Here is a 24,288-nt window from a genome sequence, read left to right as displayed (position 1 = left end):
CTCGCGGGCCGGGAACGAGCCACCGCATGAGCGAGACCCCCGACACCCCGACCCCCGGGCCGGCCCGGCAGGAGCTGCTGAACACGATCGGCTCGTGGGTGCTCTCCGTGCTGCGCACGGAGCCGGGATGGGACCGGATGGTCGTGGACCTCAAGGTCCAGGGCGGGCGCGTGCACCTGCGCGTGCGCGAGCAGCGGGGCGACGAGGTGGTGCCCGGCACCGCCGGGCCCATCAAGGAGGACAGCGCCGTCATCCCCGCCGTCGAGCAGCTGCGGGAGAACGTCCACGTCCCGGGGCGCGGGACGTGGTTCACGGCCACGGTCGTGATCCTCGCCGAGGGCTGGCCCGAGCCGACCCACCGGATCGGAGGGACCTACGACCTCGACGGCGAGCCCCGCCAGTGGGGGACCGAGGGGCCGTTCACGGCCCAGGACGTCCTGGCGCACCTCGAGCGCTTCCCCCGCACCCGCGCCCGGATCCCCGCGTGGGCCCTCGAGCTCGCCCGGCGGGACGGTGTCGAGCTGCCCGTCCTCGCCCCGGGCGCCGAGCAGCAGGCCGACCCCGAGGGAGTCGTCAACCCCCTCGTGCGGGCGGCCGTCGACCGGTTCGTGAGCGCCCCCGACAACAAGGCGATGATCGAGGTCGTCCGGCAGTGCATGGCGGGCTCCCTGCTGCTGGACGTCACGGCCAGCGACCTCGTGGCGGGCCCGGGCGGGGAGGCCGTGGGCCCGGAGTCCACCCTGCGCGTCCAGACCCTGGGGGAGCCGGACGGCACGCGGTCCCTCGCCGCCTACACATCGGCGGCGGAGGCCCAGGCCATGTTCGACCGCCACCACCCGGACGGCGGCAAGCCCGTGCTGCTGCGCGAGTCCGCCGTGAAGGTCCTGAAGATGCTCGCCGACGACCCGCAGCACGACCACCTGGTCATCGACCCGGCCCACCGCGGCTGCCGGATCAGCCGCCCCCAGGTGGAGTGGGCGATGCGGGCGCCGCGCAACGACGCCGTGAAGGCCGCGATGCTCGAGAACAACATGTCGCAGCTGCTCGCCGGGCTCCTGGCCCCGGACGCGGTGCTGCTGCTCGGCGCGCGCGTGCAGGACGGGCGCGCCGTGCCGGTCTACGCGAAGCCGCAGGAGGAGGGCGCCGCGCCGGACACCCTCCTGCTGTTCACGTCCGCGCCCGAGGTCGCCGTGCTGGACACCACCCTGGAGGTCCGCTCCGCGCCGGCCCGGCAGGCGCTGCGCTTCGCCCTCGACGCCGGGGCGCGGAAGGTCAGCATCAACGCGCACCCCCCGGTGGCCACGCTGACCGCCGATCAGCTCCGGGAGCTCCTGGCCCTCGTGGAGAAGGAGCCGGGGCAGGCAGGGGGCGCCGAGGCCGGGCCGGGTCCGGCCGGGGACGGCACCGGGCGGAGCTGAGTCCCGGCGGGCGTCAGCCCGCGGCGGGGAGGGGCTGCTCTGCGGAGGGCTGCTCCGGGGCGGCCTGCGCGGGGGAGGCCCCGGCCGCGAGGCAGTCGGCGCAGATGCCCTGGTAGACGACGTCGGCGGTGAGCAGTTGCATGCCGTGGTGCTCGGAGGGCGTGAGGCACGGGGCGTGGCCGACGGCGCAGTCGACGTCGGCCACCGTTCCGCAGCGCACGCAGTACGCGTGGTGGTGGTTGTCACCGGTGCGGGTCTCGTACCGGGCCGGGGACGCGGGCGGCTCGAACTTGCGGAGCATGCCGACGGCCGTGAGGTCGGAGAGGACCACGTAGACGGACTGCAGGGTGATCGCCGGCAGCACCGTGCGGACGTCCGCGAGGACCTCGTCGGCGGTGGAGTGCGGGCGGCGGTCCACCGCGTCGAGGACGGCCAGCCGCTGCTTGGTGACCCGGCGGCCGTGGGAGCGCAACAGGTCCGACCACGCGGCGGCCCGGGCGGTGTCCGGTGCGGGGCGTTCCGTTGTCTGCATCCTTCTACCGTAGCGTTATCACGATGGACTCACAATAGCGGGACGCATCCGCTCCGCCCGTGTGCGCGATGGTCGATCCCTCGTGACAGTTCTGGTCGCACCGGCGGGCACGGGCTTTCACCCGCCTCTGACCTGCGCTTACGATGTGCGCGGGGGATGGGGGTCCGGCACCGTCGTCGTGGCGTGCGCGCCCGCGGGTCGGACGGGACGTTCCCGGAGCTCTTTCTTCCCGAACGACCGCGACCACCACGGAGACAGACATGACGCGTCCTGCCCACGCCCGTCCGAACGGCCACGCCGGCGATCCGGAGGCGCTCCGTGACGACGTCCTCCTCGGCGCCGCCCACTCCGGGGACGCCGACGCCTTCGGGGTGCTGCGGGAGCGGTACCACGGCACGGCCCTCGCCGTGGCGCGGTCGCGGACCGGCAGCACGGAGGAGGCGGAGGGCGTCGCCGCGGCGGCTCTCGGACGGATCGAGCAGATCGTCGGCGAGGGCGGCGGCCCCCGCGCCTTCCTCGGCGCCTTCGTCGTGTGGATGGTCGGGCGGGAGGCCGACGGCGGCACGCGGCCGGTCGCGCTGCCGGACGATCCCGCCGACCCCGCGTCCCTGGTCCGGGTCTTCAGCGGCCTGCCCGCCGAGTGGCAGGGCTTCCTCTGGCGCACCGAGGTGCTGGGCCAGAGCGCCCGCCGTGCCTCGGCGGCGCTGGGGCTCGGCGCGGTCGCGGCCGCCGGTCTGCACCGTGACATGGTCCGGGGTCTCCGCGGGCTCTACGGCCAGGCCGCGGCGGACCGGGCAGCGGGACCGGACTGCGCGGAGTTCTCCGCCGAGCTGCCCCACTTCGTCCGGGGCACCCGCGGGCAGCGGAGCCGGCGGGACGTCAAGGCGCACCTGGACGGGTGCGCCCGCTGCACCGCCGAGTACCTGGGCCGACAGGACATCGGGACGGGCCTGCGCACGTGGACGCTGCCCGTCCTGGCCGGCCTGCCGCTGTGGGGCACCGAGTCCCTCGAGCTCACCAACCTCATCGCCGCCGCCGGTGCGGGGACCGGCGCGGCCGCCGGAGCAGGGGCCGCAACGGGCGCCGCCGCGGCCGGTGCGCCCGCAGGGGTCGCCGCCGTCGGCGCGGGGGCCTCCCGTGCCCGTCCGGAGGACGCGCCGGGAACCTCGCCGTGGTCGAGCCGCAGGACGAAGGTCCTCCTGGGCGCAGGGGCCCTGGCGACCGCCGTGGCGGTCGCCGCGGTGGGCGTGTCCGGCGGGGGCGACCCGGTCCCGGCCGCCGACAGCCTCGCCGCCGAGCGGGCGCCGCGCACCGCCGAGGACCTGGAGAAGCCGCGCGCGGACGGTCCTGCGGCCGGAGCGGAGCAGGACGACGACGAGTCCGGTGCCGGGGCCTCCGCGGCGGAGCGCGACGGGAGCCCGTCCGGGTCGGCCGAGGCCGCGGCCGGGCAGACGCCGGGCGACGCCCCGGCCGGCGCGACCCAGGACGGTGCTGGGCCGGAGGCCGCGGCCCTCGTGGCCGACGCCGACCGCAGCGATGACGACCTGGCCGGTGACGCTGTGGCCGGTGCCGGCCGCAGCGGTGACGACGCGGGCGCTGCGGCGGCCGCCGGCGGCGTGCCGGGACCGTCCGGGGACGGGGGTGCCACCCCGCCGCGGTCCGGTGCGGAGCGGCCGGCGTCCGTGCCGGGCGGGGACCGTGCCCCGGAGACCGGGACGCCCGGCGCGGCGTCGGGCGATGGAGCCGGAGCTGCCCGGGACGCGTCGTCCGGGGACGCGCCGACGAGCGCGCCGCCGGCCCGCAGGGCCGACGACCCCGCGACCGCTCCCACACCGGCACGGGAGGCGGGCACCCCCTCGCCCGTCCCGTCGGTGCTGACCCCGCAGCCGGTCGTGGACGCGAGCCCCGCGCCGTTCAAGGCGCCGGCGCCCCCGGCCCGGACGGCCGGACCGCCGAGCGACCGCACGGGCTCGGACGCCGCTCCCGGACGCCGGCACGGGCAGCAGGGGGCCGGCGCCCCCGGGGTGCGGTACGCCGAGCGCGGGCCCCGGCACCGCGGGACGAGCTGGGACGAGGACGGGTCCCGCGAGCGGAAGCACTCGGGGCGCCACGGCCGCGAGCACCAGCGGGGGTCGGACGGGGCGCCCGGCCGCTCCGGCGGTCACGCCGACCAGGGGGAGGGCCGCCCCCACCGCTGAGGGCCCAGCCCCGCCCGCCTCTCCCGGAGGCCTGGCGTCACCCGGCGACCCCGCGGCTCCCGGCGGCACTGTGTTACGAACGGGAACGGCTCGTGACAGGAGCGGCGTGCCGCCCTCCACCGGGGCGCTCTACCATGGGCTCGGGGGACCGGGGGGTCCACAGTGCTGGAACCGCGCGCCGTCGGCGTGCGCCGTCATCGTCTTCGCCGGGGGCACGGCCCTGCGGCACCGCTCCCGGGTCGCCCGCACCGCAAGGTGACCGAGCGTTCCCGAGACCGACGGAGACCCCATGACGCGCACGACCGAGCCGCTCGCCCAGGGGCGCACCCCGCGCACCGACGAGGAGCTGCTCGCCGCGGTGCGGGCGCAGCAGCCCGACGCCTTCCCGGACCTGCGGGACCGGCACTGGCACACCGCCGTGGTCGTGGCCCGGCTCCACACGCCGAGCCGCCAGGACGCGGAGCAGCTGGCGGGCACGGCCTTCGACCAGGTCCTCGCGGAGCTCGGCGAGGAGACGCAGGACGAGGACGGGCCGGGGGTCTTCCTGCGGGCACGGCTGGTCGCCGTCGTGGGCCGGGCCGGCGTGGAGCGGGCGAGCGCGGCCGGGACGGTCACCGGCATCTACCTCGGTCTCCCCGCGTCGTGGCAGGCCGTGCTGTGGCACCTGGAGGTCGAGGCCCTCGGGCTCGAGCGGACGGCCGCGGTGCTCGGGCTGAGCCCCGCCGCCACCACCGCGCTGCACCTCGAGGCGCGCGCCGGGCTGCGGGCCGCCTACCGCCGGGCCAGGCAGGACCTGCCGACCCTCGCCGGGTGCGCGGACTGCGCGGCCGACCTCGGCGCCTTCGCCGACGGCGGCCTGTCCGCCGAGCGGACGCAGGCCGTGCAGGACCACCTCGACGAGTGCCCGCGCTGCACCGCCGACCACCTGTACCTGCAGGACACCGAAGCAGGCCTGCGCGGCTGGCTGCTGCCCGTGCTCGCCGGGGTGCCGCTGTGGGACGTCCGGACCGACGAGCTCGTGGAGCTGGTCCGGGCCGCGGGACGGATGAGCGCCGGACGACTCGGCGCGGCCCCGGGCACCGACGTGGCCGGCGGGGCCCTCGCCGCCGTCCACGTCACCCGGCGGGGCCGGAAGGTGCTGCTCGGCGCCGGGGCCCTGGCGGCCGCGGCGGCGCTGGCCGGGATCGTCGTGACCGGCTCCGGCGGCCCCGGCGACGGGACGACACAGGCCACGGTGCGCCTCGGCGGCTCCGGCGCGACGGACCCCTCCGCGCCGGCGGCCTCCGCACCCGCGACCTCCGCCGGGGACGACGGCGCGGCCACCATGGCCCGCGGCGCCGGTGCAGCGGTGCCCGGTGGTGCCGGCGGGGTGCTGTCGCTGCCGACCTCCGAGCCGTCCCCCGGCCCCCTGACCGAGGCCGCGGCCGAGGCACGGACCGCCGGGGCGGGCGGCGGAACCATCACCACCGCGGCCACGACGGACGGACCGGCCGCCGACTCACGGGAGGCCGCCGCCGATGCCGGCGCGTCGACCGGGCGTCGCACCGAGGCGGCCCCCTCCACCCGGGGGAGCGTCCAGGACGACGGCCGAGCGCCCCGGCCCGCGGCGGCGGGTGGACGGCCCTCGGACAGCGGCACCCCCGGCGGCTCCTCGGCGGCCGGGCCGACCGAGCCCAGGACGCCGGTGACCGAGAGCCCGCGCACCGAGCCACCCGCGGAGGAGGTCCCGGCCCCGGAAACCCCGGCCCCGGAAACCCCGGCCCCGGAGACCCCGGCCCCGGAGACCCCGGGCGCGGAACAGCCCCCGGCAGAGCTCCCGGCTCCGGAGGCCCCCGAGGCTCCGGCGTCAGAGCCCCCGGCAACGGCGCCCGCGGCAACGGTGCCTCCGGCCGAGGAGCTCCCGTCGACCGGAGCAACCGGGCCGGGGAACCCGTCCCCGGAGCCCGGTGCCGGCGGTGCCACTCCTCCCACCCCCGGCGGGTGACCGCGGCGATCCCTCCGGCACCGGGCGACGAGCACGCCCGGCGCCGGCTGGGAGAACCCTGGGCGTCGCCCGGCCCGGGAAGACCGGCGCCGCCGGCGCCGTTGTGCCCAACGGAAGACCCCCGTTCCCGATGAAGGAGCCGCACCCGCGATGCACAGCCACAACAACGGGCTCAAGACCGTCCTGCTGCTCGGCGGCCTGTGGGCGGTGCTGCTGGCCATCGGGTGGGTCGTGGCGAGCGGGACGGGCAGCAGCGTCTTCATCTGGGTCTTCGCGCTGATCGGCCTGGCGTCCACGGCGTACAGCTACTGGAACAGCGACAAGCTCGCCCTGCGCTCCATGCGCGCCATCCCGATCACCGAGCAGCAGGCGCCGGGCTACTACCGGATCGTGCGGGAGCTGTCGCAGCGGGCGAACCAGCCGATGCCCCGTCTGTTCATCGCCCCGACGATGAGCCCCAACGCCTTCGCCACCGGACGGAACCCGGAGAACTCGGCGGTGTGCGTGACCGAGGGCATCCTCCAGCTGCTCGACGAGCGCGAGCTGCGGGGCGTGCTGGGCCACGAGCTGATGCACGTCTACAACCGGGACATCCTCACGTCCTCGATCGCCGCGGCCGTGGCCGGCATCATCACCTCGGCCGCGCAGTTCCTCCAGTTCTCGGCCATCTTCGGCGGGGGGCGGGGCGGTGACCGCGGCAACCCTCTCGTGGGGCTGCTCCTGGCCTTCCTGGCGCCGCTCGCCGCGACCGTCATCCAGCTCGCGGTCTCCCGCACCCGCGAGTACGACGCCGACGAGGACGGCGCGCAGCTCACGGGCGATCCGCTCGCGCTGGCCTCCGCCCTGCGCAAGATCGAGATGGGCACGAATGCCCGGCCGCTGAACCCCGCCGACCAGAAGCTCGTCAACACCTCGCACCTGATGATCGCCAACCCGTTCCGCGGCGGCGGCGCCTCCAGCCTGTTCCGGACCCATCCGCCGACCGCGGACCGCGTGGCCCGGCTCGAGGGCATGGCGGGGATCGGCCGCCGCTGAGCCCGCCCGCCGACGACGACGGAGCCGCCCACCTCGCGAGGTGGGCGGCTCCGTCGTCGCACGGGGGGAGCGGCGCGAGCCGCGCCGCGGGACGAGCTCAGCGGTAGTTGATGAACTGCAGGTCCACCTCGAGATCCGAGCCCTTGAGCAGCGTGATGACGTCCTGGAGGTCGTCGCGGGACTTCGACGACACCCGCAGCTCGTCGCCCTGGATGGTGGCCTTCACGCCCTTGGGGCCCTCGTCGCGGATGAGCTTGGTGATCTTCTTCGCCTGGTCCTGGGCGATGCCCTCCTTCACGGAGGCCTCGATCCGGTACTCCTTGCCGGAGGCGAAGGGCTCCCCGGCGTCGAGGGACTTCAGGGAGATGCCGCGCTTGACCAGCTTCGACTGGAAGACGTCGAGGACGGCGTTGACGCGCTCCTCGGAGTTCGCCTTCATGAGGATCTTCTCGCCGGAGAAGTCGATCTCGGCGCCCACGCCCTTGAAGTCGTAGCGCTGCGCGATCTCCTTCTGGGCCTGGTTCAGGGCGTTGGACACCTCCTGCTTGTCGACCTTGCTGACGACGTCGAACGAGGAATCGCTGGCCATGCTGCCTCCTGGGCTGGGACGGTGGACGGGCGGCGTGCGGCCCGCAGGACTGTGTCCCAGCCTACCGGGGAGGGCCCCGTCACCGTTTCGTGACCTGCGCCCAAGGATCCGTCCAGGTCGGTCTCCCAGGATGGCGGCATGAGCACATCCGAGGGTCACGACGACGTGACGCCCGGCCCGGGGCGGACCCGGCGCGGAAGCGCCGTGGCGGCCACCGCGCTGGCGGCGGTCCTGCTGATGGGCATCGGGCTGGGACCGGCGGCCGCGACCGCCGACGGGACGGCGCCGCCGGCCCGACCGGGCACGGGGGCCTCGGCCACCGAACGGCTCGACCCCCAGGCGGCGCAGCGGCTGATCGGCGTCGCCGAGGACCTCGCGGACGCCGTGACCCACGGCGAGATCACCGCGGAGCAGGCGGAGAAGTTCCTCCAGCAGGTGTGCGAGCGGCTCGCCGCCTGAGCCGTCCCCGGCAATTTCGCATCGCGCCGGATCTTCTGTACTGTTGAACTGCTCCCGCACGCGGGGGCGGCCACCACCGGTCCGGAAGGGCCGGCGGGAGCACCCCGGCAGATTACCCGAGCGGCCAAAGGGGGCTGACTGTAAATCAGCTGGCAATGCCTACGGGGGTTCGAATCCCTCATCTGCCACGGCACGGGAAAACCCCGGTTCACTAGGAGAAACACCTAGGAACCGGGGTTTTCTGCTGTGTGCCAGCGGATCGCCCACGGCTCACGTGGGGCGATTTGTTAGAGGAACGTTAGAGCTGCCCCTCAGGGGGTGGTGGTTGAGGATCGCCTCGGGACTAATGCCGCAGCGCGTTCTGCCGCGTCTCGCCCCACGCCTTCTAGCAGATGTGCGTAGGTGTCTGCGGTGAAGGAGGACCGGGAGTGGCCGAGCCGCTTCGACACGATGTTCATGTCTACGCCGGCCGCCATGAGCAATGACGCTTGTCCATGCCGCAGGTCGTGCAGGCGTACCCGTCGCAACGGCACCTTTGGCCCGGTCGGATCCGAGCGATCGACTGGGACCAGCACCCGGTCGGTCAGCCGGTGGAACAGCCGATCCACAGCCTCTGGCCGCAACGGGTCCCCGTTCTCCCGACAGAACACTAGATCGTGGTCCACATATGCCGCATCCCAGTGCTCGCGCTCGTCGTCCTGGGCCAGTCGGTGACCGAGCAGGGCACCCATGGTCCCGGCATCCAGCTCGACCCGGCGGAAATCCCCCGAGTCAGTCTTGGGAGGAGCGAACCGTAGCCCGCGGTGGACCGCCCCACAGCTGGGACAATCCACCTCGGTCCCGGAGCGTTCTGTGAGCTGCTGGCGGACCACCACGACGCCCTTGGGCACGTCTACGTCCGACCAGCGCAGACCCAGGGCTTCGCCCCGGCGCAGCCCGGTCCCGGCGATCACTTCGAAGAGTGCGGCCAGCCGTTCGCCCTGGACTCCGTCCAGGAACGCCCCGAGTTCCCAGGGTTCCCATGGCCGTACCCGCGCTCGCTGAACCTTCGGCAGTTCCACGTCCCGGGCCGCATTGAACGTCACCAGGCGCATCTTCACGGCGGTGGTGAGCGCCGACCGGAGGCAGGCATGCACCCTGGTGACCGTGCTCGCAGAGAGAGGCTCCCCGCTTCGCCCGGGTGTCATCTGCAGGTGCGACAGGAGGTCGGATACGTGACCCGGCCGAAGGTCCCGCAACCGCAGGTTGCCGAGACCGGGTGTCAGGTAGTCGTTGATGTGCTGCCGATACAGGCGTTCGGTGGCCGGTCGCAGACCGTTTCTGACCTTTCGGTCCAACCACGTGTTCAACCAGGTCTCCACGGTGAGGCCGTTGTCGTCAGTCCAGGTGCCGGCGTTGATGGTGACGACGAGGTCCGCGAGCGCTGCCTCGGCCGCACGTTTGGTCCTAAACCCGCCGCGGGCGACCTGTTTTCTCTTCCCCGTGATGGGGTCGGATCCGGCGAGGACGTTGAACCACCAGGATCCGTGAGCCTTGGTGCAGACTCTCCGCTTCCCGGTTGTGGGGTCGGTCAATTCGGCCGTGGAGCAGGTGCAGCGCTTGAAGACGGACCCGGCCATCACAGCACTCCCGGGGTAGAGGACCGCTCCAGCTCGGCGCGCACGTAGAGGTCGGCGAGGTCGTCAGGGATGGGTAAGGGGGTCGTCAGGAGGCGCTCGCAGACGCTCCGGTAGGGAAGTGCATGTCCGAGGGCGGCTACCGCATGTCGTGCCATGGTCTCCCGAAATTCGTCGTCTGTGTACTCGTTCTCCCCTTGCCGCAGGTATCGGCGTGCCTGGCTTTCCGCGGATCGGATGCCTTGGAGATTTTGGATCAGGGCTACGTCCTCATCGGCCTCCCCGGGGGTCAGTGCGGCGGTGCCGCTGAACCAGGACAGCGCATCGAAGGTCGTGGCGGTGGTGCCGCCGACCATTTCGATCGGTTCCCCCGCCTGGGCGGTGGGATAGATCAACGTCACCGGTGGGACGTCGAGAGCTGCCGCGATCACGATGAGGTCGGTGACGGTCACGCTGTCCCGGCGCTCGTTTTCCAGGTTCGCGATTGAGGTTCGCTTCATCGCGACGCCCAGCTCGGTGCAGCGGTCAGCGAGCGTCTGTGCCGTCATGTTCTTCCGTTTGCGGACGGCGGCGATGTTCTTGCCGATCCGGTGGGTGGTGGTGGTGGCCCAGTGGTCCATATCGCCCTCTCGGTGTGTGCTTCAAAAGCACACTACACGACGTATTGACATTCTCCAACCCATTCCGACACACTGAGGTCGTGACCTACTGAGGGTCGTGAACGACAGAAAGTGTGATCGTGAAGCACATCAAGAGTGACACTCCTCCGACTCTTCCGCTTTGGCCCGATGCCGCCCACGAGCTGGGCATCGGGCGCTCCACCGCCTACGAACTGGTCCGCACCAACCAGTTCCCCATCCGCGTCCTGCGCCTCGGGAAGAAGATCTTGGTTTCCAGGGCCGACCTCAACCGGTACCTCGGTATCGACCCGGACCACGCGGCGTAGTCAGCAAGAGCAGCAGGCGCGCCCCCGAGTGGGGGTGAGGTGGACAGACCGATCGAAGAAAAAGAGAACCCCCGCATGGGGCGGGGGCTCTCGGAGAGTAAACGTCGTGTGCAGCAACAACACAAATATACCCCCCGGTCGTATCCCAGACGTGTGCTGCGATCCCGAACAGGCCGAGGACCTGGCCATCCGGCTGATCATGAGCGGCCATCAATTGGCCCTCGCGTGCCACCTCCTCGGGCTCAAGTCCCGGGCCACGCCACAGCCCTACCGGCTGCACCCGGAGGACGTGGATCTCATCGCTCGTCAGGTGGCCGTGGAGTTGACCCTGGGGACGCAGGCCGCGCAGACCGCCTGCTCTGCGTCCAAGGGCACGCAGCGGTACACCGGCACCGTCATGGGTGACCGCGCCGTAGCAGGGCGCACCCACGACCCGTACCCCGTTTACACCGCTGAGGAGCTGGACGAGATCGAAAATCACCAGGGAGGTCGGGCCGCATGACCGACAAGCTCGCCGAGATTCTGGACGATGTGCAGGAATTCGCCACTAGGTTCATCGCCTACCCGACCACCGTGGCCGCTCCGGTCCACGCCCTCTGGGTGGCGCACACGCATCTGGTGGACGCCTTCGAGAACACCCCGCGGCTGGCGTTCCTGTCTCCGGAACCGGGCTCGGGAAAGTCCCGAGCGATGGAGATCACCGAGGCTCTGGTGCCCCGGCCGGTGCTCAGCGTCAACGCCTCGGTGGCCTACGTCTTCCGGAAAATTTCCGACCCGGAAGGCTTGCCGACCCTGCTGATGGACGAGGCCGACGCTGTGTTTTCCCACAAGAAGGCCGACGGGAACGAGGACCTGCGCGGTCTCCTCAATTCCGGTTACCGGAAGGGGGCGACGGCCGGGCGGGTGGTGATGCGCGGCAACGAGCAGATCCCGGAGGACTGGCCGAGCTTCTGCCCCGTGGCGCTCGCTGGACTGAACGAGCTGCCCGACACGTTGATGTCCCGTTCCATCGTCGTGCCGATGAAGAAGCGCCGGCCGGATCAGGTGGTGCAACCGTACCGACGTCGGACCTACGGGCACGAGGCCGCAGAGCTGGCCGCCCGACTGCACCGAGCTGCACGCCGTCACTTCGATGAGGTGCGCGACGCGTGGCCGAAGCTGCCCCCGGGTATTGAAGACCGGGACGCGGACATCTGGGAACCGTTGGTCGCCATCGCGGACGCCGCAGGCGGACATTGGCCCCTGACCGCTCGGGAGGCCGCAACCCAGTTGGTCACCACGGCCAAGGCCAAGCCCCAAACGCTCGGGGTGAAACTGCTGGCCGACCTGCGCGACGTGTTCAAGGACCGGGAGACCATGCTCACCACCGACCTCTTGGGTGAGCTGATCCGGATCGACGCCTCGCCGTGGGGGTCGATCAAGGGGGAGCCGATCGACGCCCGGTTCCTCGCGCGCACTCTCAGCAAGTATGAGGTTCCGACGAATCAGACGGTGCGGACCGCCAAGGGCAGGGGAAAGGGATACAAGCGGGCAGACCTGTTCGACGCCTGGGAGCGCTATCTGCCGCCTCTTACCTTGAAAGTCGGTGACATGGGTGACAACAGTGACGCCCCTAGCCAACCTGTCACCGTAGTCACTGACTACAACACGTCACGGTCAAGCCCCGAGAAGTGGTGTAGCGATCTTTCGTAGGGGTCAGGCAGTGAGGGCGGTCAGGGGGTCGGGGATCACCTCGCTTCCGGTNGGTCAAGCCCCGAGAAGTGGTGTAGCGATCTTTCGTAGGGGTCAGGCAGTGAGGGCGGTCAGGGGGTCGGGGATCACCTCGCTTCCGGTGCGGGCCACGGGGGTGAGCCGGCAACGGGTGAGGACCTCGAGTCCGAGGTAGCGGCGGCCCTCGGCCCACTCATCGGTCTGCTCGGCCAGCACCGCGCCCACGAGGCGAACGATGGCGGCTCGGTTGGGGAAGATCCCGACCGCGTCGGTGCGCCGGCGGATCTCCTTGTTCAGCCTCTCGGCGGGGTTGTTGGACCAGATCTGCATCCACACGTCTTTCGGGAAGCCGGTGAAGGCCAGCAGGTCCTCCCGGGCGTCGGCCAGGTGCTCAGCCACCTCGGGCAGCTTCTCGGCGACGTAGTCGATCAGCCGGTCGAACTGGGCGTTCACCGCGGCGGCATCGGGCTGGTCATAGACCGAGTGCAGCATCGCCTTCACGGCCGGCCACATGCTCTTCGGGCAGATCGACATGAGATTGGCCGCGTAGTGGGTGCGGCACCGCTGCCAGGACGCCCCGGGCAGGTGCGCGGCGATCGCGTCCTTGAGACCGGCGTGGGCGTCACTGGTGACCAGGCGGACTCCGCCCAGGCCCCGGGCCACCAGGTCGGCGAAGAACTCGTTCCACGCCGCCCCGGTCTCGGCCGTGGCCACCCGCATGCCCAGGACCTCCCGGTGGCCGTCGCCGTTGACTCCGGTGGCCAGCAGCACGACCGCGTTGACCACCCGCCCGCCCTCTCGGACTTTCATGGTCAGCGCGTCGGCGGCGACGAACGTGAAAGGGCCGGCCTCGTCCAGGGGCCGGTGGCGGAAGGACTCCACGTGCTCGTCGAGGTCGGTGGCCATGCGCGAGACCTGGGACTTCGACAGGGAGTTGATGCCCAGGGTCTTCACCAGCTTGTCCATCCGACGGGTCGAGACCCCGGCGAGGTAACAGTCGGCGACCACGGTGATCAGCGCGGACTCAGCCCGTTTGCGCCGCTCCAGCAACCACTCGGGGAAGTAGGTGCCGGTGCGCAGTTTCGGCACGGCGACGTCGATCGTGCCGATGCGGGTGTCGAGGTCGCGGTGGCGGTAGCCGTTGCGCTGCGCAGACCGGGTCGGGGTGGGCTTGCCCCATTCGGCGCCGACCACCGCCTCGGCATCAGCAGACAAGAGAGCGTTGATCACCGTCTGCAACAAGCTGCGCATCAGATCCGGGGACGCGTCGGACAGGGCTTCGCCGAGCAGGCCAGCAGGGTCGACAATATGAGGAGCGGTCATCGTGATGATGTCCTTTCGAGGGTGCTGTGAGAGGTGAACTCGAAAGATCTCACGGTGGCCGCGCTCTCGTCGGCAACGACGAGCAGGGCCACCGCGCTACACCACTATCGGGGGCTCAACTNTGAGGAGCGGTCATCGTGATGATGTCCTTTCGAGGGTGCTGTGAGAGGTGAACTCGAAAGATCTCACGGTGGCCGCGCTCTCGTCGGCAACGACGAGCAGGGCCACCGCGCTACACCACTATCGGGGGCTCAACTCACGTCACCGTCACCGCCCAGAAGCCATGCGACAAGGCATGTCACCGCTGTCACCGGTGTCACCGAGTTTCCGGACAGCGCGCAGGGCACTTGCCCCCACGGCCTCCTCTATGCCGAATGCTTCCAATGCAAGGTAGAAGGGTGGGACGCAGCATGAATCCGCTCGACGGCCTCCGGCGAATCCCCGACGACGACGGCCACCTCATCCCCATCACCGGCCGCTGGTGTCCCTCGTGCCGATATCCGCTTTACCCGGCGATCGCGGGCGAAGTGCATCCGTGCTGTGATCGGAGGCCGCTCCGATGACAGAGGACGGCGAGCGCGTAGACGAGTTGGAGGACATCCCCGACCTCACGCGGATCTGCAAGACGAAACAGGACTGGATCGAAGCTGCCCAACAGCTACAGCGACGCAATCACCGGCTGCAGGAACTGCTCCACCGCATACAGACCGACGCCGCCCGAGAGAAGGGAGGCGCGCGATGAGGCCCCGCCGTGCCGGCAGCAGTGGAGCCGACCCATGGGACATTCGCCGTGGGTAGCCCTGCCACTGCCATATCCAAGACCGGTGGGGAGTGCGGCCCAGGACACAAACCAGGACACCCAGGGGAGGAAACAGAAATGACCATGCAGAACGAAGTCGCCCTCCAGAACGAGGCCCGGGTCCTGGAGCTACGTGCCCAGGGCAGGACCACCGAGCAGATCGCCAACGACCCCACGGTGGGGATCACAACTCGGTCCGGCGTTGCCAAGGCACTTCGGCGTGGGCTCGAACGGCGGTCCAAGCTGGGGGCCGAGGAACTGGTGGCGCTGTCGATGGAGCAGCTCGATCAGATTGATGCTGCGGTTTCCGCAGTCGTGACGCTGCCCGGGGTCGGTGCCGCCGAGATCCTCCGGGCGCTGGATCTCCGCCGCAAGGTCGTAGAGACCAGGCTCAAGCTGACGGGACATGCCACCTCGGCCCGCTCTGGGGCCGAGTCCGAGCTGGACGAGCCCCGGGGGCCCCAGAATGCCTACATCCCACCTCCCGGGCAGACTCGCCCCTTCTTCCTGATAGTGGACATCACTGACGTTCCCACCGGGCTGATCCCCTGGGATGAATTGGAGGTGAACCCAGCCCCCCGGTAAGGGGTCGAGCGCGGAGTGGGGGACACCCACGGTGGGAATCAATCCGGCGTCTACGGGTCGGAGGATAGCCGCGCGAGTTGCTCAGCAAGGTGGTTTGCATCACAGCGGTGTCTACTTCCGACACACTGGAACGCTCGATGAGATCCGGGACAGCGCCTTCCTCCGGTACGCAGCTGGTGGGTCCGCTCATAAGCCAGACGGTGGTTCCGCGGGCGCATAGTTCAATGCGGACTGCACCGTGGGGGCCGCGATGGGCCCATGCGAGTAATCGAGTGGAAAGTTCATGACCCACCCACGTACTTCGCCGTCCTCAACAGCGGGGGGCGAGTCCCCGTGGTGCCTACATGAGCGGAACGCATCCAACCTGTAGATTCGATGTGCCCCCCACTCAGCCACCCGCTGAGACTTCTTGATGACCGGGTATCGCCCCCGAGGAGACCAACCATGTCCCGACTTACCGATCTAATCCGTGACGCTAAGCGTAAGGATGCGCGGTTGGGCGAGGAGTTGGAAGCTGAGTTCCGCGCATTATCAGGCCGTCGCCAGTTCGGTCTGAACTTCGAGAGACACCGCCCCGAGGCAGTCGAGCTGCCCGGCCGGCCGGTCAGGCGCGGCGACCTCGTTCGCATCCTGTCGCCGCGAGGTAACGCAGAGCCGGGAGATCAGACGCTGTGGTACGTCAGTCGAATTCAGCGCGTGGACGGCACCCGCGTCGCCCACCTGTCCTTGGCAGATGCGGAGCAACCTCAATCACAGGTGCAGTGTTGCGATGACCTCGTGGTGGTGTCCCCATTCAATGAACCGGTCTACCCCGGCCTAGTGGAAACGGGCCGAGTGGACTGTGTCGGTGATGCACCGGCGCATACGGTCATCAACGGTGAAAACTTCCATGCCTTGAAGGCATTGACCTACACCCACCGGCACAAGGTGGACGCCATCTACATTGATCCGCCGTACAACACGGGCGCGCGCGACTGGAAGTACAACAACAACTATGTCGATGATCAGGACAATTATCGGCACTCTAAATGGTTGGCCTTTATGGAGCGGCGGCTTCAAGTGGCTAAAGAATTGCTGAATCCTGAGGATTCAGTTCTAATCGTCACGATCGACGAAAAAGAGTATCTGAGGCTCGGTCTTCTCCTGGAGCAAACATTCCCTGAAGCTCGGATCCAGATGATTAGTACGGTAATCAATCCAAAGGGATCTGCTCGAAAAGGGCTCTTTTCTCGGTCTGATGAGTACGTCTTCTTCATCTTCTTTGGCGTGGGGGAATTGACGCCATGGTCGGAAGACATGCTTCATGCGCCGAAGGGGGAGACGGCGGTCCGGTGGGCGGGTCTCCAACGCCAAGGTAAGAAGGGGATGCGGTCAATGTACCCGTATCTGTTTTTCCCTGTCTTCTTCAGTGCGGAAAACGGCTCATATCAAGGTATCGGTGATTTCCCTGCCCCGAACCTTGACCGACATGACTACCCCGTGCCTGATGGTTGTTTTGCAGTCTGGCCTGTCTCTCGCTCCGGTACTGATATGACCTGGGGATTGGGGATGGATGAGTTCAAGTCGCGGCTGTCTCAGGGGTATGTCAAATTTGGCCCCTGGCAGCCCGGAAAGACCAGTCGCAGCATCTCCTATTTGCAATCCGGAAATATTTCAGCTATTGAACGCGGAGCAATCAAAGTCGAAGGTCGTGACCGAGAAGGGGCTCTTATCCTTGCTCCAGTGAAAGACCGGGGGGTTCGTCCTCTAACGACATGGTCTAAGACAAGTCATTCGGCGAGCGAGTATGGGTCCTCGCTCTTGAATGCCATCATGCCGGATCGCAGATTCCCCTTCCCTAAGTCCTTATATGCTGTTGAAGATTCCCTGCGGTTCTTCGTCAAAGACAAGCCGGAAGCCGTAATTCTCGACTTCTTCGCGGGATCCGGCACGACGGCCCATGCGGTCATGCGACTGAACAAGCAGGACGGGGGACGACGTCAATGCATCTCCGTCACCAACAATGAGGTGGACGACGGCCAACAGCGAGAGTTGCGTGAGGAGGGCTTGCGTCCCGGTGATCCCGAGTGGGAGCGCTGGGGTATTTGCGACTACATCACAAAACCGCGAATTGAATCTGCAATCACGGGACGCACGCCGGCTGGAGATCCTATCCAAGGCGACTACAAGTTCGCCGACGAGTCCCCTATGAGTGACGGGTTCGAGGCCAATGCCCGGTTCTTCACGTTGACTTACCATCGTCCGGCTGCGGTGGCTTATGGGTCGGAGTTCACCGCGATTGCTTCATTGTTGTGGCTGCGGGCTGGTGCGATCGGGGAAATCATAGAAGAGGTTTCCCCGGCGGGTTGGGCGGTGGGCGACGCCTATGCCGTCCTGTTCGACCTGGACCGCGCCGACCAGTTCGTGCGAGCTGTTGAGGCTGCTCGTGGTATCCACATCTGCTACATCATCACGGACGACGAGGGCCCATATCAGGCCGTTGCTCGTCGTCTGCCAGAAGGTGTGGAGCCGGTGCGGCTTTACGAGTCCTATCTGACCAACTTCCGCATCCTGAACGGGGAGAACTGAGACCGTGCGCTATACCTTGAAGGGCTATCAGAATGACGCGCTTGCCGATCTGCTGACTGCCTTGCGCCATGCCAAGACGTTCTACTCGGCCACCGAGACGCCGTACCCGCAGGCGGTGACCCTGACAGCGACCATGGGCGCTGGTAAGACGGTCATCGCCACGGCGGCAATCGAGAGCCTGTTCTACGGCAACGAGGACCTGGATTTCCCAGAAGACGAGACCGCGGTCGTGCTGTGGTTCTCCTCTAATCCTGCGCTGAACGCGCAGTCCCGAGATCGGCTCCGTAGCGCCAGTGACAAGCTGACGACCTCCAACCTCGTGACGGTGGAAACAACCTTCGACGAGCCGGTTTTGGATACCCGCACGGTGTACTTCCTGAACCACTCCAAGTTGTCGAAGAATTCTCTGCTAGTTCGCGGAGACCGGCAGGCCGAGAATGCCACCATGGACACGCTGGCTGGCCTTTCAAGCCCCGACGGAAGGGCATCGACGTTCTGGGACACGTTGCGCAATACCATCGAGCACCCACACCGGACTCTCTACATGTTCTTGGACGAAGCCCATGAGGGCATGGGCGAGCAACGACGTACCAAACAGGATCGACTGACGCTTGTCCGGCGCGTCATCGACGGTCAGGGAGACGTGCCCTCGGTTCCGATTGTGGTGGGCCTAACCGCTACCCCCGGACGGTTCAAGGAAACGGCGGAAAGGGCCTGGGTGGACCAGCGCAATACTCTCCGCGACCTGCAGGTGGACTCGTCTGAGGTGCAGGCCTCCGGTCTTATCAAAGACCAGGTGGCACTGGACTTTTCCCCGGAGAGCGGTGACTTCGACACGGTCCTCCTGCGAAAGGCAACCCGTCAGCTGAGGGACATGACCGCACGGTGGGATGACTATTCCGGGACGCAGGAGGAAGGTGAAACCGTCGCGCCGTTGATGATTCTCCAGGTGCCCAACACGCCGGACCCTGACGATGTGGCCGAAGCTCTCGACACGATTCGGCAGACCTGGCCGCGCCTGTTGCCGGAGAACTTTGCACATGTCCTCGGTGAGCATGCGACTCAGCAATTCGGTCCCTACAAGGTTCGCTACGTGGCTCCGGAGCGAGTGCAGGACGAGCCGAGCATTCGCGTGCTGATCGCCAAGGACGCAATCAGCACGGGTTGGGATTGCCCTCGGGCCGAGGTCATGATTTCGTTCCGCCCGGCGTCCGATCGCACCTACATCACGCAGTTGCTGGGTCGTATGATCCGTACTCCATTGGCTCGACGGATCCCCGGTGACGATGTCTTGGGCGCTGTTTATTGCTACCTGCCGAAATTTGACCGGGAGACCACGGAGCAGATTGCGATTGCCCTGGAAAAGGGTGAAGACGGCTCGTCTGATCCGAAGGGCGCGGGCCGACGGGTGCTCATCAATCCGCAGCCGTACGCTTTGCCGGTGGCACGGGATGACCAGGGCGAACCCGTGACCGACACCGAGGGCAAGGTCGTATTGGCCGAGGGCGTAGAGGACACCCTGAGTGTGTTGGAGACCCTTCCGTCGCAATCAATCACTCGGGCGATCACCAAGCCAGTCAAGAGGCTCACCAGACTGGCCCACGAGCTGACCACCGACGGTCTCCTGGAAACCGGCAATAGCTTGGCCCACGAGGAGATGCATGCCATTCTCGACGGATTGCGGGCCCGGTACGCCCGCAAACTGGATGAGGCGCTGGAAAAGCTCTACAAGGTGCGACTGAGCACGATGTACGCCCAGCTCGGCCCACGCATTGAGCACGAGATCCAGTCCGAGGCGCAGCGAGAGAATGATAAAAATCCGCAGAGCCGGCGGGAGGATGCATCCTTTGAGCGGGCCGATGACAAGGTCATCGAGCACGCCTTCAAGACTGCGGAGCGAGTTTTTGGTTCCCCCGTGGCCCGATCCTATGTGCGACACCTGGCCGCTCAGAATGCAAAGGCAGAGGATGCATACGAGGCCCTGATCGAGGCCGAAGGTGTGGTTACCGCCCTGGCCGCTCTTCCGAAGGTCAAGGAGGACTTCGACGAGGCGGCGGAGCAGTTGGCCGAGGAGTGGTTCACCAAGTTCCGGGTGGGGATCCGTGGTCTGTCCCAGGCTCGACAGGCCACCTATCGCGAGATCCAGCTGCTCTCTCGTGAGCCGCAGGTCGTGGAGTTGGCTCGTCCTGAGACCTGGCTGGAACCGACGCAGTCGCGTGTTATAGGCGGTGCCCTGGACACCGAGCCTGAGGACCTGCCTACCTTCGCCAAACACCTGCTGACGGACGAGGAGGGGCTGTTCCCGGGGGAATTCAACGACTGGGAAACTGAAGTCCTGAAGACCGAGATCGCCCGTGACTCCACGGTGTTCTGGTTCCGCAACCCGTCTCAAGCCAAACCGGAATCATTGGGCATCGCCTACACCATGAGCGGTGACGACAAGATTCTCCGCCCGGATTTCCTGATCTTTTCTCGCAACGGCGATGAGCTGCCAGCGGTGAGCATCGTGGACCCGCACCGCCATGACTACACAGACTCCCTCCCCAAGCTTCAGGGCTTGGCCCGTTACGCGGAAAAGCACGGTGACCGCTACGCCCGCATCGAGGCCCTGTCCAAGATCGGAGACACCCTGCGCGTACTCGATCTGCAGGAGCCAGCGGTCCGCAAGGCTGTTCTGGATGCTGAGAGCGACGCGAAGCCCCTGTACCTCAGCCAACACGCCCGAAACTACGTCTGACCCCTTCCTGCGGCGGTGGACAAGGTGGGATGCGCTTACCACGCGAGGGCTGAAGACCCGGGTCTGTTAGATAAGTGTTAGAGGAGGAGTCAGCACCATGCAGCACCAGTCAGGCCCAAGCAATACGTCAACTTGGGTCTGACTAGGTAAAACACCCGGGATGAGACAAAATAACTTTTGCTAACACGGCCGTTAGCGAACTGTAAATCAGCTGGCAATGCCTACGGGGGTTCGAATCCCTCATCTGCCACGAGTTCCACCACGAAGGCCCCGGTCCGCGGACCGGGGCCTTCGTCGTCCCCGGTCACGGCGGGGTCACCACGTCCCCCGCCGCCGGGACGCACCCGCCGCCCCCGGCCGCCAGGAGAGCGCCGGGGCGGTGCCCGGGCGGGTGCCGGAGGTGCCCCGGCCCGCGCGGAATTCCGCGCCGAGTCCCCTGATCCGGGGACACGCCGACGGCGCCGCCGCGCCGTTCCACCCTTAACAATTGCTAAGAACATGAATATCCTTGTAGCTTGAGGCGACAGCATCATCCGGCCACGTGCCAGCACTCCCCGAGCCGGCACGTCGGGACCCCCTACTCCGGATGACCAGCAGCACGACCGACCCCGCAGCGCTCCCGCCGGCGTGCCACGCCGAGGACGCTGGGAAGGACTGTGCCGCGCGCTGGTACCCCAGGGGCAGGCCCGGGGTTCTGAATGATTGAGGAGACAGACCGATATGACTGCTGTGAAGAAGTGGGTGGCCGCGGGTTCGTCGGCTGCCGTCCTGGCCGGAGGCCTGTTCCTGGGCGCCCCCGCCGCCCATGCCGACACCTGTGTGGCCCCCGCCGCCAGCACCGCGGTGACCAACCTGGTCACCGCCGCCGACCACCTCTACGACGCGGGCACGCACTTCAACTCCCTCGTCACCGACCAGGCGGTCCTGGGCCAGCTCCAGACCCAGCAGGCCGTGCTGGAGGACGCCATCGTGAACGACGCCACCGTCGACCGTGCGCAGGGCGCCTGGACCGAGATCCTGCGCCTGCAGGAGTCCTACGCGGCCTCGAGCAGCGATCCTGCCGTGGCCGAGGCCTACGCGGCGAGCTCCGCCGCCGCGGCCGGCTTCCGGACCGCCGCCGTGGACGCCCGCGCCCAGGGCGAGGTCTTCATGGAGGACGGCGCCGATCTCGTGGCGCTCTTCCAGGGCAACTGCGACGTCCTGGGCGCCGGGGGCGGCTCCGACGACTGGAACGACTCGGACGACGGGGCCGGCACCGGCACCGACTCCGGCGTGAACCAGGGCATCAACATGCAGACCGCCGAGGAGGGCGGGCTCAGCACCGGCGTGCTGGCCGGCCTGCTGGCCGCCGGTGCGGCCGTGTCCGGGGCCGTGGCCTTCCGGGTGCGCCGCGCCCGCGCCTGATCCCGAACCGCTGACCGCCCTGGTGCCGCGCTCGCGCGGCACCAGGGCGCAGCCATTTCCCGCGCCGACCCCCGGAGGACCAGAGCATGGACGCACCCGAGCAGCAGACCGCGCCGCGCCGTCGTGCGGGCACGCGCTGGGCCGCCGTCGGCGGTCTCGGCGCCGTGGCCGCCCTGTCCGCGGTCCTGCTGACCGGCCCCTGGGGCGCGGAGGACACCGGCTCCCCGGCCCCGACGGCCACCGCGCCGGTGGAGGCATCCTCGGTGATGCCTCCGAGCGCGGCGGCCACGCGGACGCCGTCCGTCGCAGCGCCCGCCGCCGACCGGCCGGCGGCGGCGGCCCCCGTGCGGCTGACCGTCGAGGACGCCCGGTTCGACGTGACCGTCCTGCCGCTGACGCCGAGCGAGCAGGAGCTGGCCACGGAGCTGCTAATCCCGCCGGACACCCTGGACGGCTACTGGCTCAGCCCGTACGGCATGCCCGGCGAGGGCTCGGAGAACACCACGTACATCACCGGCCACAGCTGGGAGGACCGGGACGCCCCGTTCAACCGGCTGAGCGATCCCGGGCTCGTGGGCAGCGAGATCGAGCTGGAGACCGGGTCCGGGACGCTGGAATACGTGGTGGACTCGGTGGTCACCCACGACAAGAACACCCTGAAGGACAGCGACATCTGGCGCATCGTCCCGGACCGGCTGGTCATCGTCAGCTGCTACACCGAGGACCTCTGGGGGAAGAACGTGGTGCTCACGGCGTCCCCCGCGCCGGCCTGAGCCGGAGTCCCCGGCCCCGAGCGCCGGGTCCCGGCACCGGGCGTCAGCCCAGGGCGGCGCGGACCCGAGGCACCACCTCGGCGCCCAGCAGCGTGATCGACTCGAGCACCAGGTGGTGCGGGACGCCTCCCGCGTCCATCCGGAGCAGGAGGCGCTGGTGGCCGAGCGCGCGCTGCTGCGCCACGATCTTGGCGACCACCTCGTCCACGTCCCCCACCACGAGGGTCCCGTCCGGGCCGCACTCCCGGTCGTACTCCTCCCGGGACCAGCGGGGATCCGCCGGCCCGACAGGCCCGTGGCTGCGGGCCCCCGCCGCGAAGTAGGGGTGGCTGAGCTCCCGGGCCTGCGCCGGGGTGCGCGCGACGAAGCCCGGCACGTTCAGGCCCACCGGGGTGCCGACGTCCCGGCCGGACGCCTCGAGGGCCCGCCGGTAGGCCGCGACGACGGGCACCGCCCCGGCGAAGGGGCCGTGGGTGCGCAGCAGGGCGAGGGGCAGCCCGAGGGCGCCGGCGCGGGCCACGGAGGCCGGCGTGCCGGAGCTGCCCAGCCAGATCGGCAGGCACGGCTGCAGCGGGCGCGGCTCGAGCTCGAGCTCCACGCCGTCCCGGGCGAGCGGACCGGCGAAGGTCGGGGGACTGGTCTCCCGCAGCGTGAGGAGCCGGCGCAGCTTCTCCTCGAACAGGGCGTCGTGGTCCTGCTGCTCCAGCCCGAGGGCGCGCAGCACGCGCTGCGAGGCGCCGCGGCCCACGATCATCTCGGCCCGGCCGCCGGAGATGTTGTCCAGCATGGCGATCTGCTCGTAGAGCCGCACCGGGTCCCCGGCCGTGAGCACGGAGACGGCCGTGGTGAGCCGCAGGAGGTGGGTGCGGCCGGCGATGGCGGAGAGCAGCACCACGGGGGAGGCCGCCACCACGTCCGTCCCGTGGTTCTCCCCGACACCGATCACGGTGAGCCCGGCACGCTCCGCGGCCTCGGCCTGCTCGATGATGTCCCGCAGGCGCTGGCGGCTGTCGGGCCGGGTGCCCGTGACGGGGTCCGGGACCACCTCGCCCAGCGAGAAGATGCCGATCTCGAAGTTCATGGCGCACCTCGGCGTGCACGGGGTCTGTCCCCGGACCGGCGTCCCGGTCCCGGAGCCCGCGCCGGAGGCCCGGCCCGGACGCCCAGTCTAGTGCGCGCCCGCGGTCCGGTCTTGAGCCGGCAGTGAAATCCTGTGCCCCCGGACGGCTCTGCCTCTACGCTGGAGGGCATGGCTACTGTTGACATCACCCAGGACACCCTGGGCCAGACCATCGCCGAGAACGACATCGTCCTGCTCGACTGGTGGGCCGAGTGGTGCGGACCCTGCAAGCAGTTCGCACCGACCTACGAGGCCGCCTCGGAGAAGCACGAGGACATCGTCTTCGGGAAGGTCGACACCGAGGAGCAGCAGATGCTCGCCGCGTCGGCCCAGATCTCGTCGATCCCCACGCTCATGGCCTTCCGCGAGGGCATCCTGGTCTTCTCCCAGCCGGGCGCCCTGCCCGCCTCCGCCCTCGACCAGGTCATCGACGCCGTCAAGGGCCTCGACATGGAAGAGGTCCGCGCCGAGGTCGCAAAACAGTAGCGAAAA

Annotated in this window: 21 protein-coding genes and 1 tRNA gene; 16 read left to right on the top strand and 6 right to left on the bottom strand. The window is 69.1% G+C overall.

All coding sequences use genetic code 11. From position 1 onward, the window contains the following. Positions 1-26: 26 nt before the first annotated feature. Positions 27-1,418, top strand: coding sequence for an SseB family protein (locus H488_RS22910; protein ID WP_017832440.1), 1,392 nt, complete (start codon positions 27-29; stop codon positions 1,416-1,418). A gap of 13 nt (positions 1,419-1,431) precedes the next feature. On the opposite strand, the gene H488_RS22905 is transcribed toward H488_RS22910, so the two are convergent. Then, positions 1,432-1,950, bottom strand: coding sequence for a Fur family transcriptional regulator (locus H488_RS22905; RefSeq protein WP_017832439.1), 519 nt, complete (start codon positions 1,948-1,950; stop codon positions 1,432-1,434). 260 nt (positions 1,951-2,210) lie between these two features. On the opposite strand from H488_RS22905, the gene H488_RS22900 reads away from it, so the two are divergent. From H488_RS22900 to htpX, 3 genes are all read left to right on the top strand, one after another. Continuing rightward, the gene (locus H488_RS22900; RefSeq protein ID WP_017832438.1) at positions 2,211-4,148 is read left to right on the top strand and encodes a zf-HC2 domain-containing protein; all 1,938 of its coding nucleotides are present in this window, start codon (positions 2,211-2,213) and stop codon (positions 4,146-4,148) included. Positions 4,149-4,437: 289 nt separating this feature from the next. Beyond that, positions 4,438-6,132 (top strand): zf-HC2 domain-containing protein, encoded by a 1,695-nt coding sequence (locus tag H488_RS22895; RefSeq protein WP_017832437.1) that lies wholly within the window; start codon positions 4,438-4,440, stop codon positions 6,130-6,132. A gap of 150 nt (positions 6,133-6,282) precedes the next feature. Further along, on the top strand, positions 6,283-7,167 hold the full coding sequence (htpX, locus tag H488_RS22890) for a zinc metalloprotease HtpX (protein ID WP_017832436.1): 885 nt from the start codon (positions 6,283-6,285) through the stop codon (positions 7,165-7,167). Between the two features lie 97 nt (positions 7,168-7,264). Here the strand turns inward: htpX and H488_RS22885 are convergent, their stop codons facing one another. Beyond that, positions 7,265-7,756: a YajQ family cyclic di-GMP-binding protein gene (locus H488_RS22885; RefSeq protein WP_017832435.1), complete on the bottom strand. Its 492-nt coding sequence runs from the start codon at positions 7,754-7,756 to the stop codon at positions 7,265-7,267. A 138-nt stretch (positions 7,757-7,894) separates the two neighbouring features. Between H488_RS22885 and H488_RS22880 the strand changes: the two genes are divergently transcribed. Then, complete coding sequence (locus H488_RS22880) at positions 7,895-8,215, top strand: hypothetical protein (RefSeq protein WP_017832434.1); 321 nt, start codon at positions 7,895-7,897, stop codon at positions 8,213-8,215. A 106-nt stretch (positions 8,216-8,321) separates the two neighbouring features. After that, positions 8,322-8,403: transfer RNA gene (locus H488_RS22875), tRNA-Tyr, on the top strand. Positions 8,404-8,526: 123 nt separating this feature from the next. On the opposite strand, the gene H488_RS22870 is transcribed toward H488_RS22875, so the two are convergent. After that, positions 8,527-9,834: a tyrosine-type recombinase/integrase gene (locus H488_RS22870; protein ID WP_017832433.1), complete on the bottom strand. Its 1,308-nt coding sequence runs from the start codon at positions 9,832-9,834 to the stop codon at positions 8,527-8,529. Next, on the bottom strand, positions 9,834-10,451 hold the full coding sequence (locus H488_RS35970) for a helix-turn-helix domain-containing protein (RefSeq protein WP_017832432.1): 618 nt from the start codon (positions 10,449-10,451) through the stop codon (positions 9,834-9,836). Before H488_RS35970 ends, H488_RS22870 begins: the two co-directional genes overlap by 1 nt. A gap of 119 nt (positions 10,452-10,570) precedes the next feature. Here H488_RS35970 and H488_RS22865 point away from each other — a divergent pair, with 119 nt between their 5' ends. The 3 genes from H488_RS22865 (at position 10,571) to H488_RS22855 (ending at position 12,469) form a co-directional block, all read left to right on the top strand. Beyond that, a complete protein-coding gene (locus H488_RS22865; protein WP_190274497.1) occupies positions 10,571-10,777 on the top strand; it encodes a helix-turn-helix domain-containing protein in 207 nt (68 codons plus the stop codon). 151 nt (positions 10,778-10,928) lie between these two features. Continuing rightward, positions 10,929-11,279: a hypothetical protein gene (locus H488_RS22860; protein WP_017832430.1), complete on the top strand. Its 351-nt coding sequence runs from the start codon at positions 10,929-10,931 to the stop codon at positions 11,277-11,279. Beyond that, a complete protein-coding gene (locus H488_RS22855) occupies positions 11,276-12,469 on the top strand; it encodes a DUF3631 domain-containing protein (RefSeq protein WP_017832429.1) in 1,194 nt (397 codons plus the stop codon). The genes H488_RS22860 and H488_RS22855 overlap by 4 nt, the downstream gene beginning before the upstream one ends. Before the next feature lie 93 nt (positions 12,470-12,562). Here H488_RS22855 and H488_RS22850 read toward each other — a convergent pair whose 3' ends face one another. Continuing rightward, a complete protein-coding gene (locus H488_RS22850) occupies positions 12,563-13,810 on the bottom strand; it encodes an IS256 family transposase (RefSeq protein ID WP_031282481.1) in 1,248 nt (415 codons plus the stop codon). 559 nt (positions 13,811-14,369) lie between these two features. Here H488_RS22850 and H488_RS37375 point away from each other — a divergent pair. From H488_RS37375 to H488_RS22820, 6 genes are all read left to right on the top strand, one after another. Next, positions 14,370-14,552, top strand: coding sequence for a hypothetical protein (locus H488_RS37375; protein ID WP_017832427.1), 183 nt, complete (start codon positions 14,370-14,372; stop codon positions 14,550-14,552). A gap of 135 nt (positions 14,553-14,687) precedes the next feature. Next, a complete protein-coding gene (locus tag H488_RS22840) occupies positions 14,688-15,194 on the top strand; it encodes a hypothetical protein (RefSeq protein WP_017832426.1) in 507 nt (168 codons plus the stop codon). Positions 15,195-15,638: 444 nt separating this feature from the next. After that, entirely contained in the window at positions 15,639-17,762 is a 2,124-nt protein-coding gene (locus H488_RS22835; protein WP_031282480.1) for a site-specific DNA-methyltransferase, read from the top strand. A 4-nt stretch (positions 17,763-17,766) separates the two neighbouring features. Continuing rightward, entirely contained in the window at positions 17,767-20,499 is a 2,733-nt protein-coding gene (locus H488_RS22830) for a DEAD/DEAH box helicase (RefSeq protein WP_017832423.1), read from the top strand. Positions 20,500-21,219: 720 nt separating this feature from the next. Further along, the gene (locus H488_RS22825) at positions 21,220-21,903 is read left to right on the top strand and encodes a hypothetical protein (RefSeq protein WP_150110295.1); all 684 of its coding nucleotides are present in this window, start codon (positions 21,220-21,222) and stop codon (positions 21,901-21,903) included. An 86-nt stretch (positions 21,904-21,989) separates the two neighbouring features. Beyond that, complete coding sequence (locus H488_RS22820) at positions 21,990-22,676, top strand: class F sortase (RefSeq protein WP_017832421.1); 687 nt, start codon at positions 21,990-21,992, stop codon at positions 22,674-22,676. A gap of 43 nt (positions 22,677-22,719) precedes the next feature. Here the strand turns inward: H488_RS22820 and H488_RS22815 are convergent, their stop codons facing one another. After that, entirely contained in the window at positions 22,720-23,757 is a 1,038-nt protein-coding gene (locus tag H488_RS22815) for an LLM class flavin-dependent oxidoreductase (RefSeq protein ID WP_017832420.1), read from the bottom strand. 168 nt (positions 23,758-23,925) lie between these two features. Between H488_RS22815 and trxA the strand changes: the two genes are divergently transcribed. After that, positions 23,926-24,282, top strand: coding sequence for a thioredoxin (gene trxA, locus H488_RS22810; protein WP_017832419.1), 357 nt, complete (start codon positions 23,926-23,928; stop codon positions 24,280-24,282). Positions 24,283-24,288: the final 6 nt, after the last annotated feature.

This window comes from Kocuria sp. UCD-OTCP (genome assembly GCF_000349605.1).
GTDB classification, from domain to species: domain Bacteria; phylum Actinomycetota; class Actinomycetes; order Actinomycetales; family Micrococcaceae; genus Kocuria; species Kocuria rosea.
The sequence above is the reverse complement of the archived record's forward strand: the minus strand, read 5'-3'. Positions and strand labels throughout refer to the sequence as shown.

Excerpts from the sequence above, each read along its gene's own strand:
- H488_RS22910 (WP_017832440.1), top strand. The coding sequence starts at position 27 with ATGAGCGAGACCCCCGACACCCCGACCCCCGGGCCGGCCCGGCAGGAG.
- H488_RS22905 (WP_017832439.1), bottom strand. The coding sequence starts at position 1,950 with ATGCAGACAACGGAACGCCCCGCACCGGACACCGCCCGGGCCGCCGCG.
- H488_RS22900 (WP_017832438.1), top strand. The coding sequence starts at position 2,211 with ATGACGCGTCCTGCCCACGCCCGTCCGAACGGCCACGCCGGCGATCCG.
- H488_RS22895 (WP_017832437.1), top strand. The coding sequence starts at position 4,438 with ATGACGCGCACGACCGAGCCGCTCGCCCAGGGGCGCACCCCGCGCACC.
- htpX (WP_017832436.1), top strand. The coding sequence starts at position 6,283 with ATGCACAGCCACAACAACGGGCTCAAGACCGTCCTGCTGCTCGGCGGC.
- H488_RS22885 (WP_017832435.1), bottom strand. The coding sequence starts at position 7,756 with ATGGCCAGCGATTCCTCGTTCGACGTCGTCAGCAAGGTCGACAAGCAG.
- H488_RS22880 (WP_017832434.1), top strand. The coding sequence starts at position 7,895 with ATGAGCACATCCGAGGGTCACGACGACGTGACGCCCGGCCCGGGGCGG.
- H488_RS22870 (WP_017832433.1), bottom strand. The coding sequence starts at position 9,834 with ATGGCCGGGTCCGTCTTCAAGCGCTGCACCTGCTCCACGGCCGAATTG.
- H488_RS35970 (WP_017832432.1), bottom strand. The coding sequence starts at position 10,451 with ATGGACCACTGGGCCACCACCACCACCCACCGGATCGGCAAGAACATC.
- H488_RS22855 (WP_017832429.1), top strand. The coding sequence starts at position 11,276 with ATGACCGACAAGCTCGCCGAGATTCTGGACGATGTGCAGGAATTCGCC.
- H488_RS22850 (WP_031282481.1), bottom strand. The coding sequence starts at position 13,810 with ATGACCGCTCCTCATATTGTCGACCCTGCTGGCCTGCTCGGCGAAGCC.
- H488_RS37375 (WP_017832427.1), top strand. The coding sequence starts at position 14,370 with ATGACAGAGGACGGCGAGCGCGTAGACGAGTTGGAGGACATCCCCGAC.
- H488_RS22840 (WP_017832426.1), top strand. The coding sequence starts at position 14,688 with ATGACCATGCAGAACGAAGTCGCCCTCCAGAACGAGGCCCGGGTCCTG.
- H488_RS22835 (WP_031282480.1), top strand. The coding sequence starts at position 15,639 with ATGTCCCGACTTACCGATCTAATCCGTGACGCTAAGCGTAAGGATGCG.
- H488_RS22825 (WP_150110295.1), top strand. The coding sequence starts at position 21,220 with ATGACTGCTGTGAAGAAGTGGGTGGCCGCGGGTTCGTCGGCTGCCGTC.
- H488_RS22820 (WP_017832421.1), top strand. The coding sequence starts at position 21,990 with ATGGACGCACCCGAGCAGCAGACCGCGCCGCGCCGTCGTGCGGGCACG.
- H488_RS22815 (WP_017832420.1), bottom strand. The coding sequence starts at position 23,757 with ATGAACTTCGAGATCGGCATCTTCTCGCTGGGCGAGGTGGTCCCGGAC.
- trxA (WP_017832419.1), top strand. The coding sequence starts at position 23,926 with ATGGCTACTGTTGACATCACCCAGGACACCCTGGGCCAGACCATCGCC.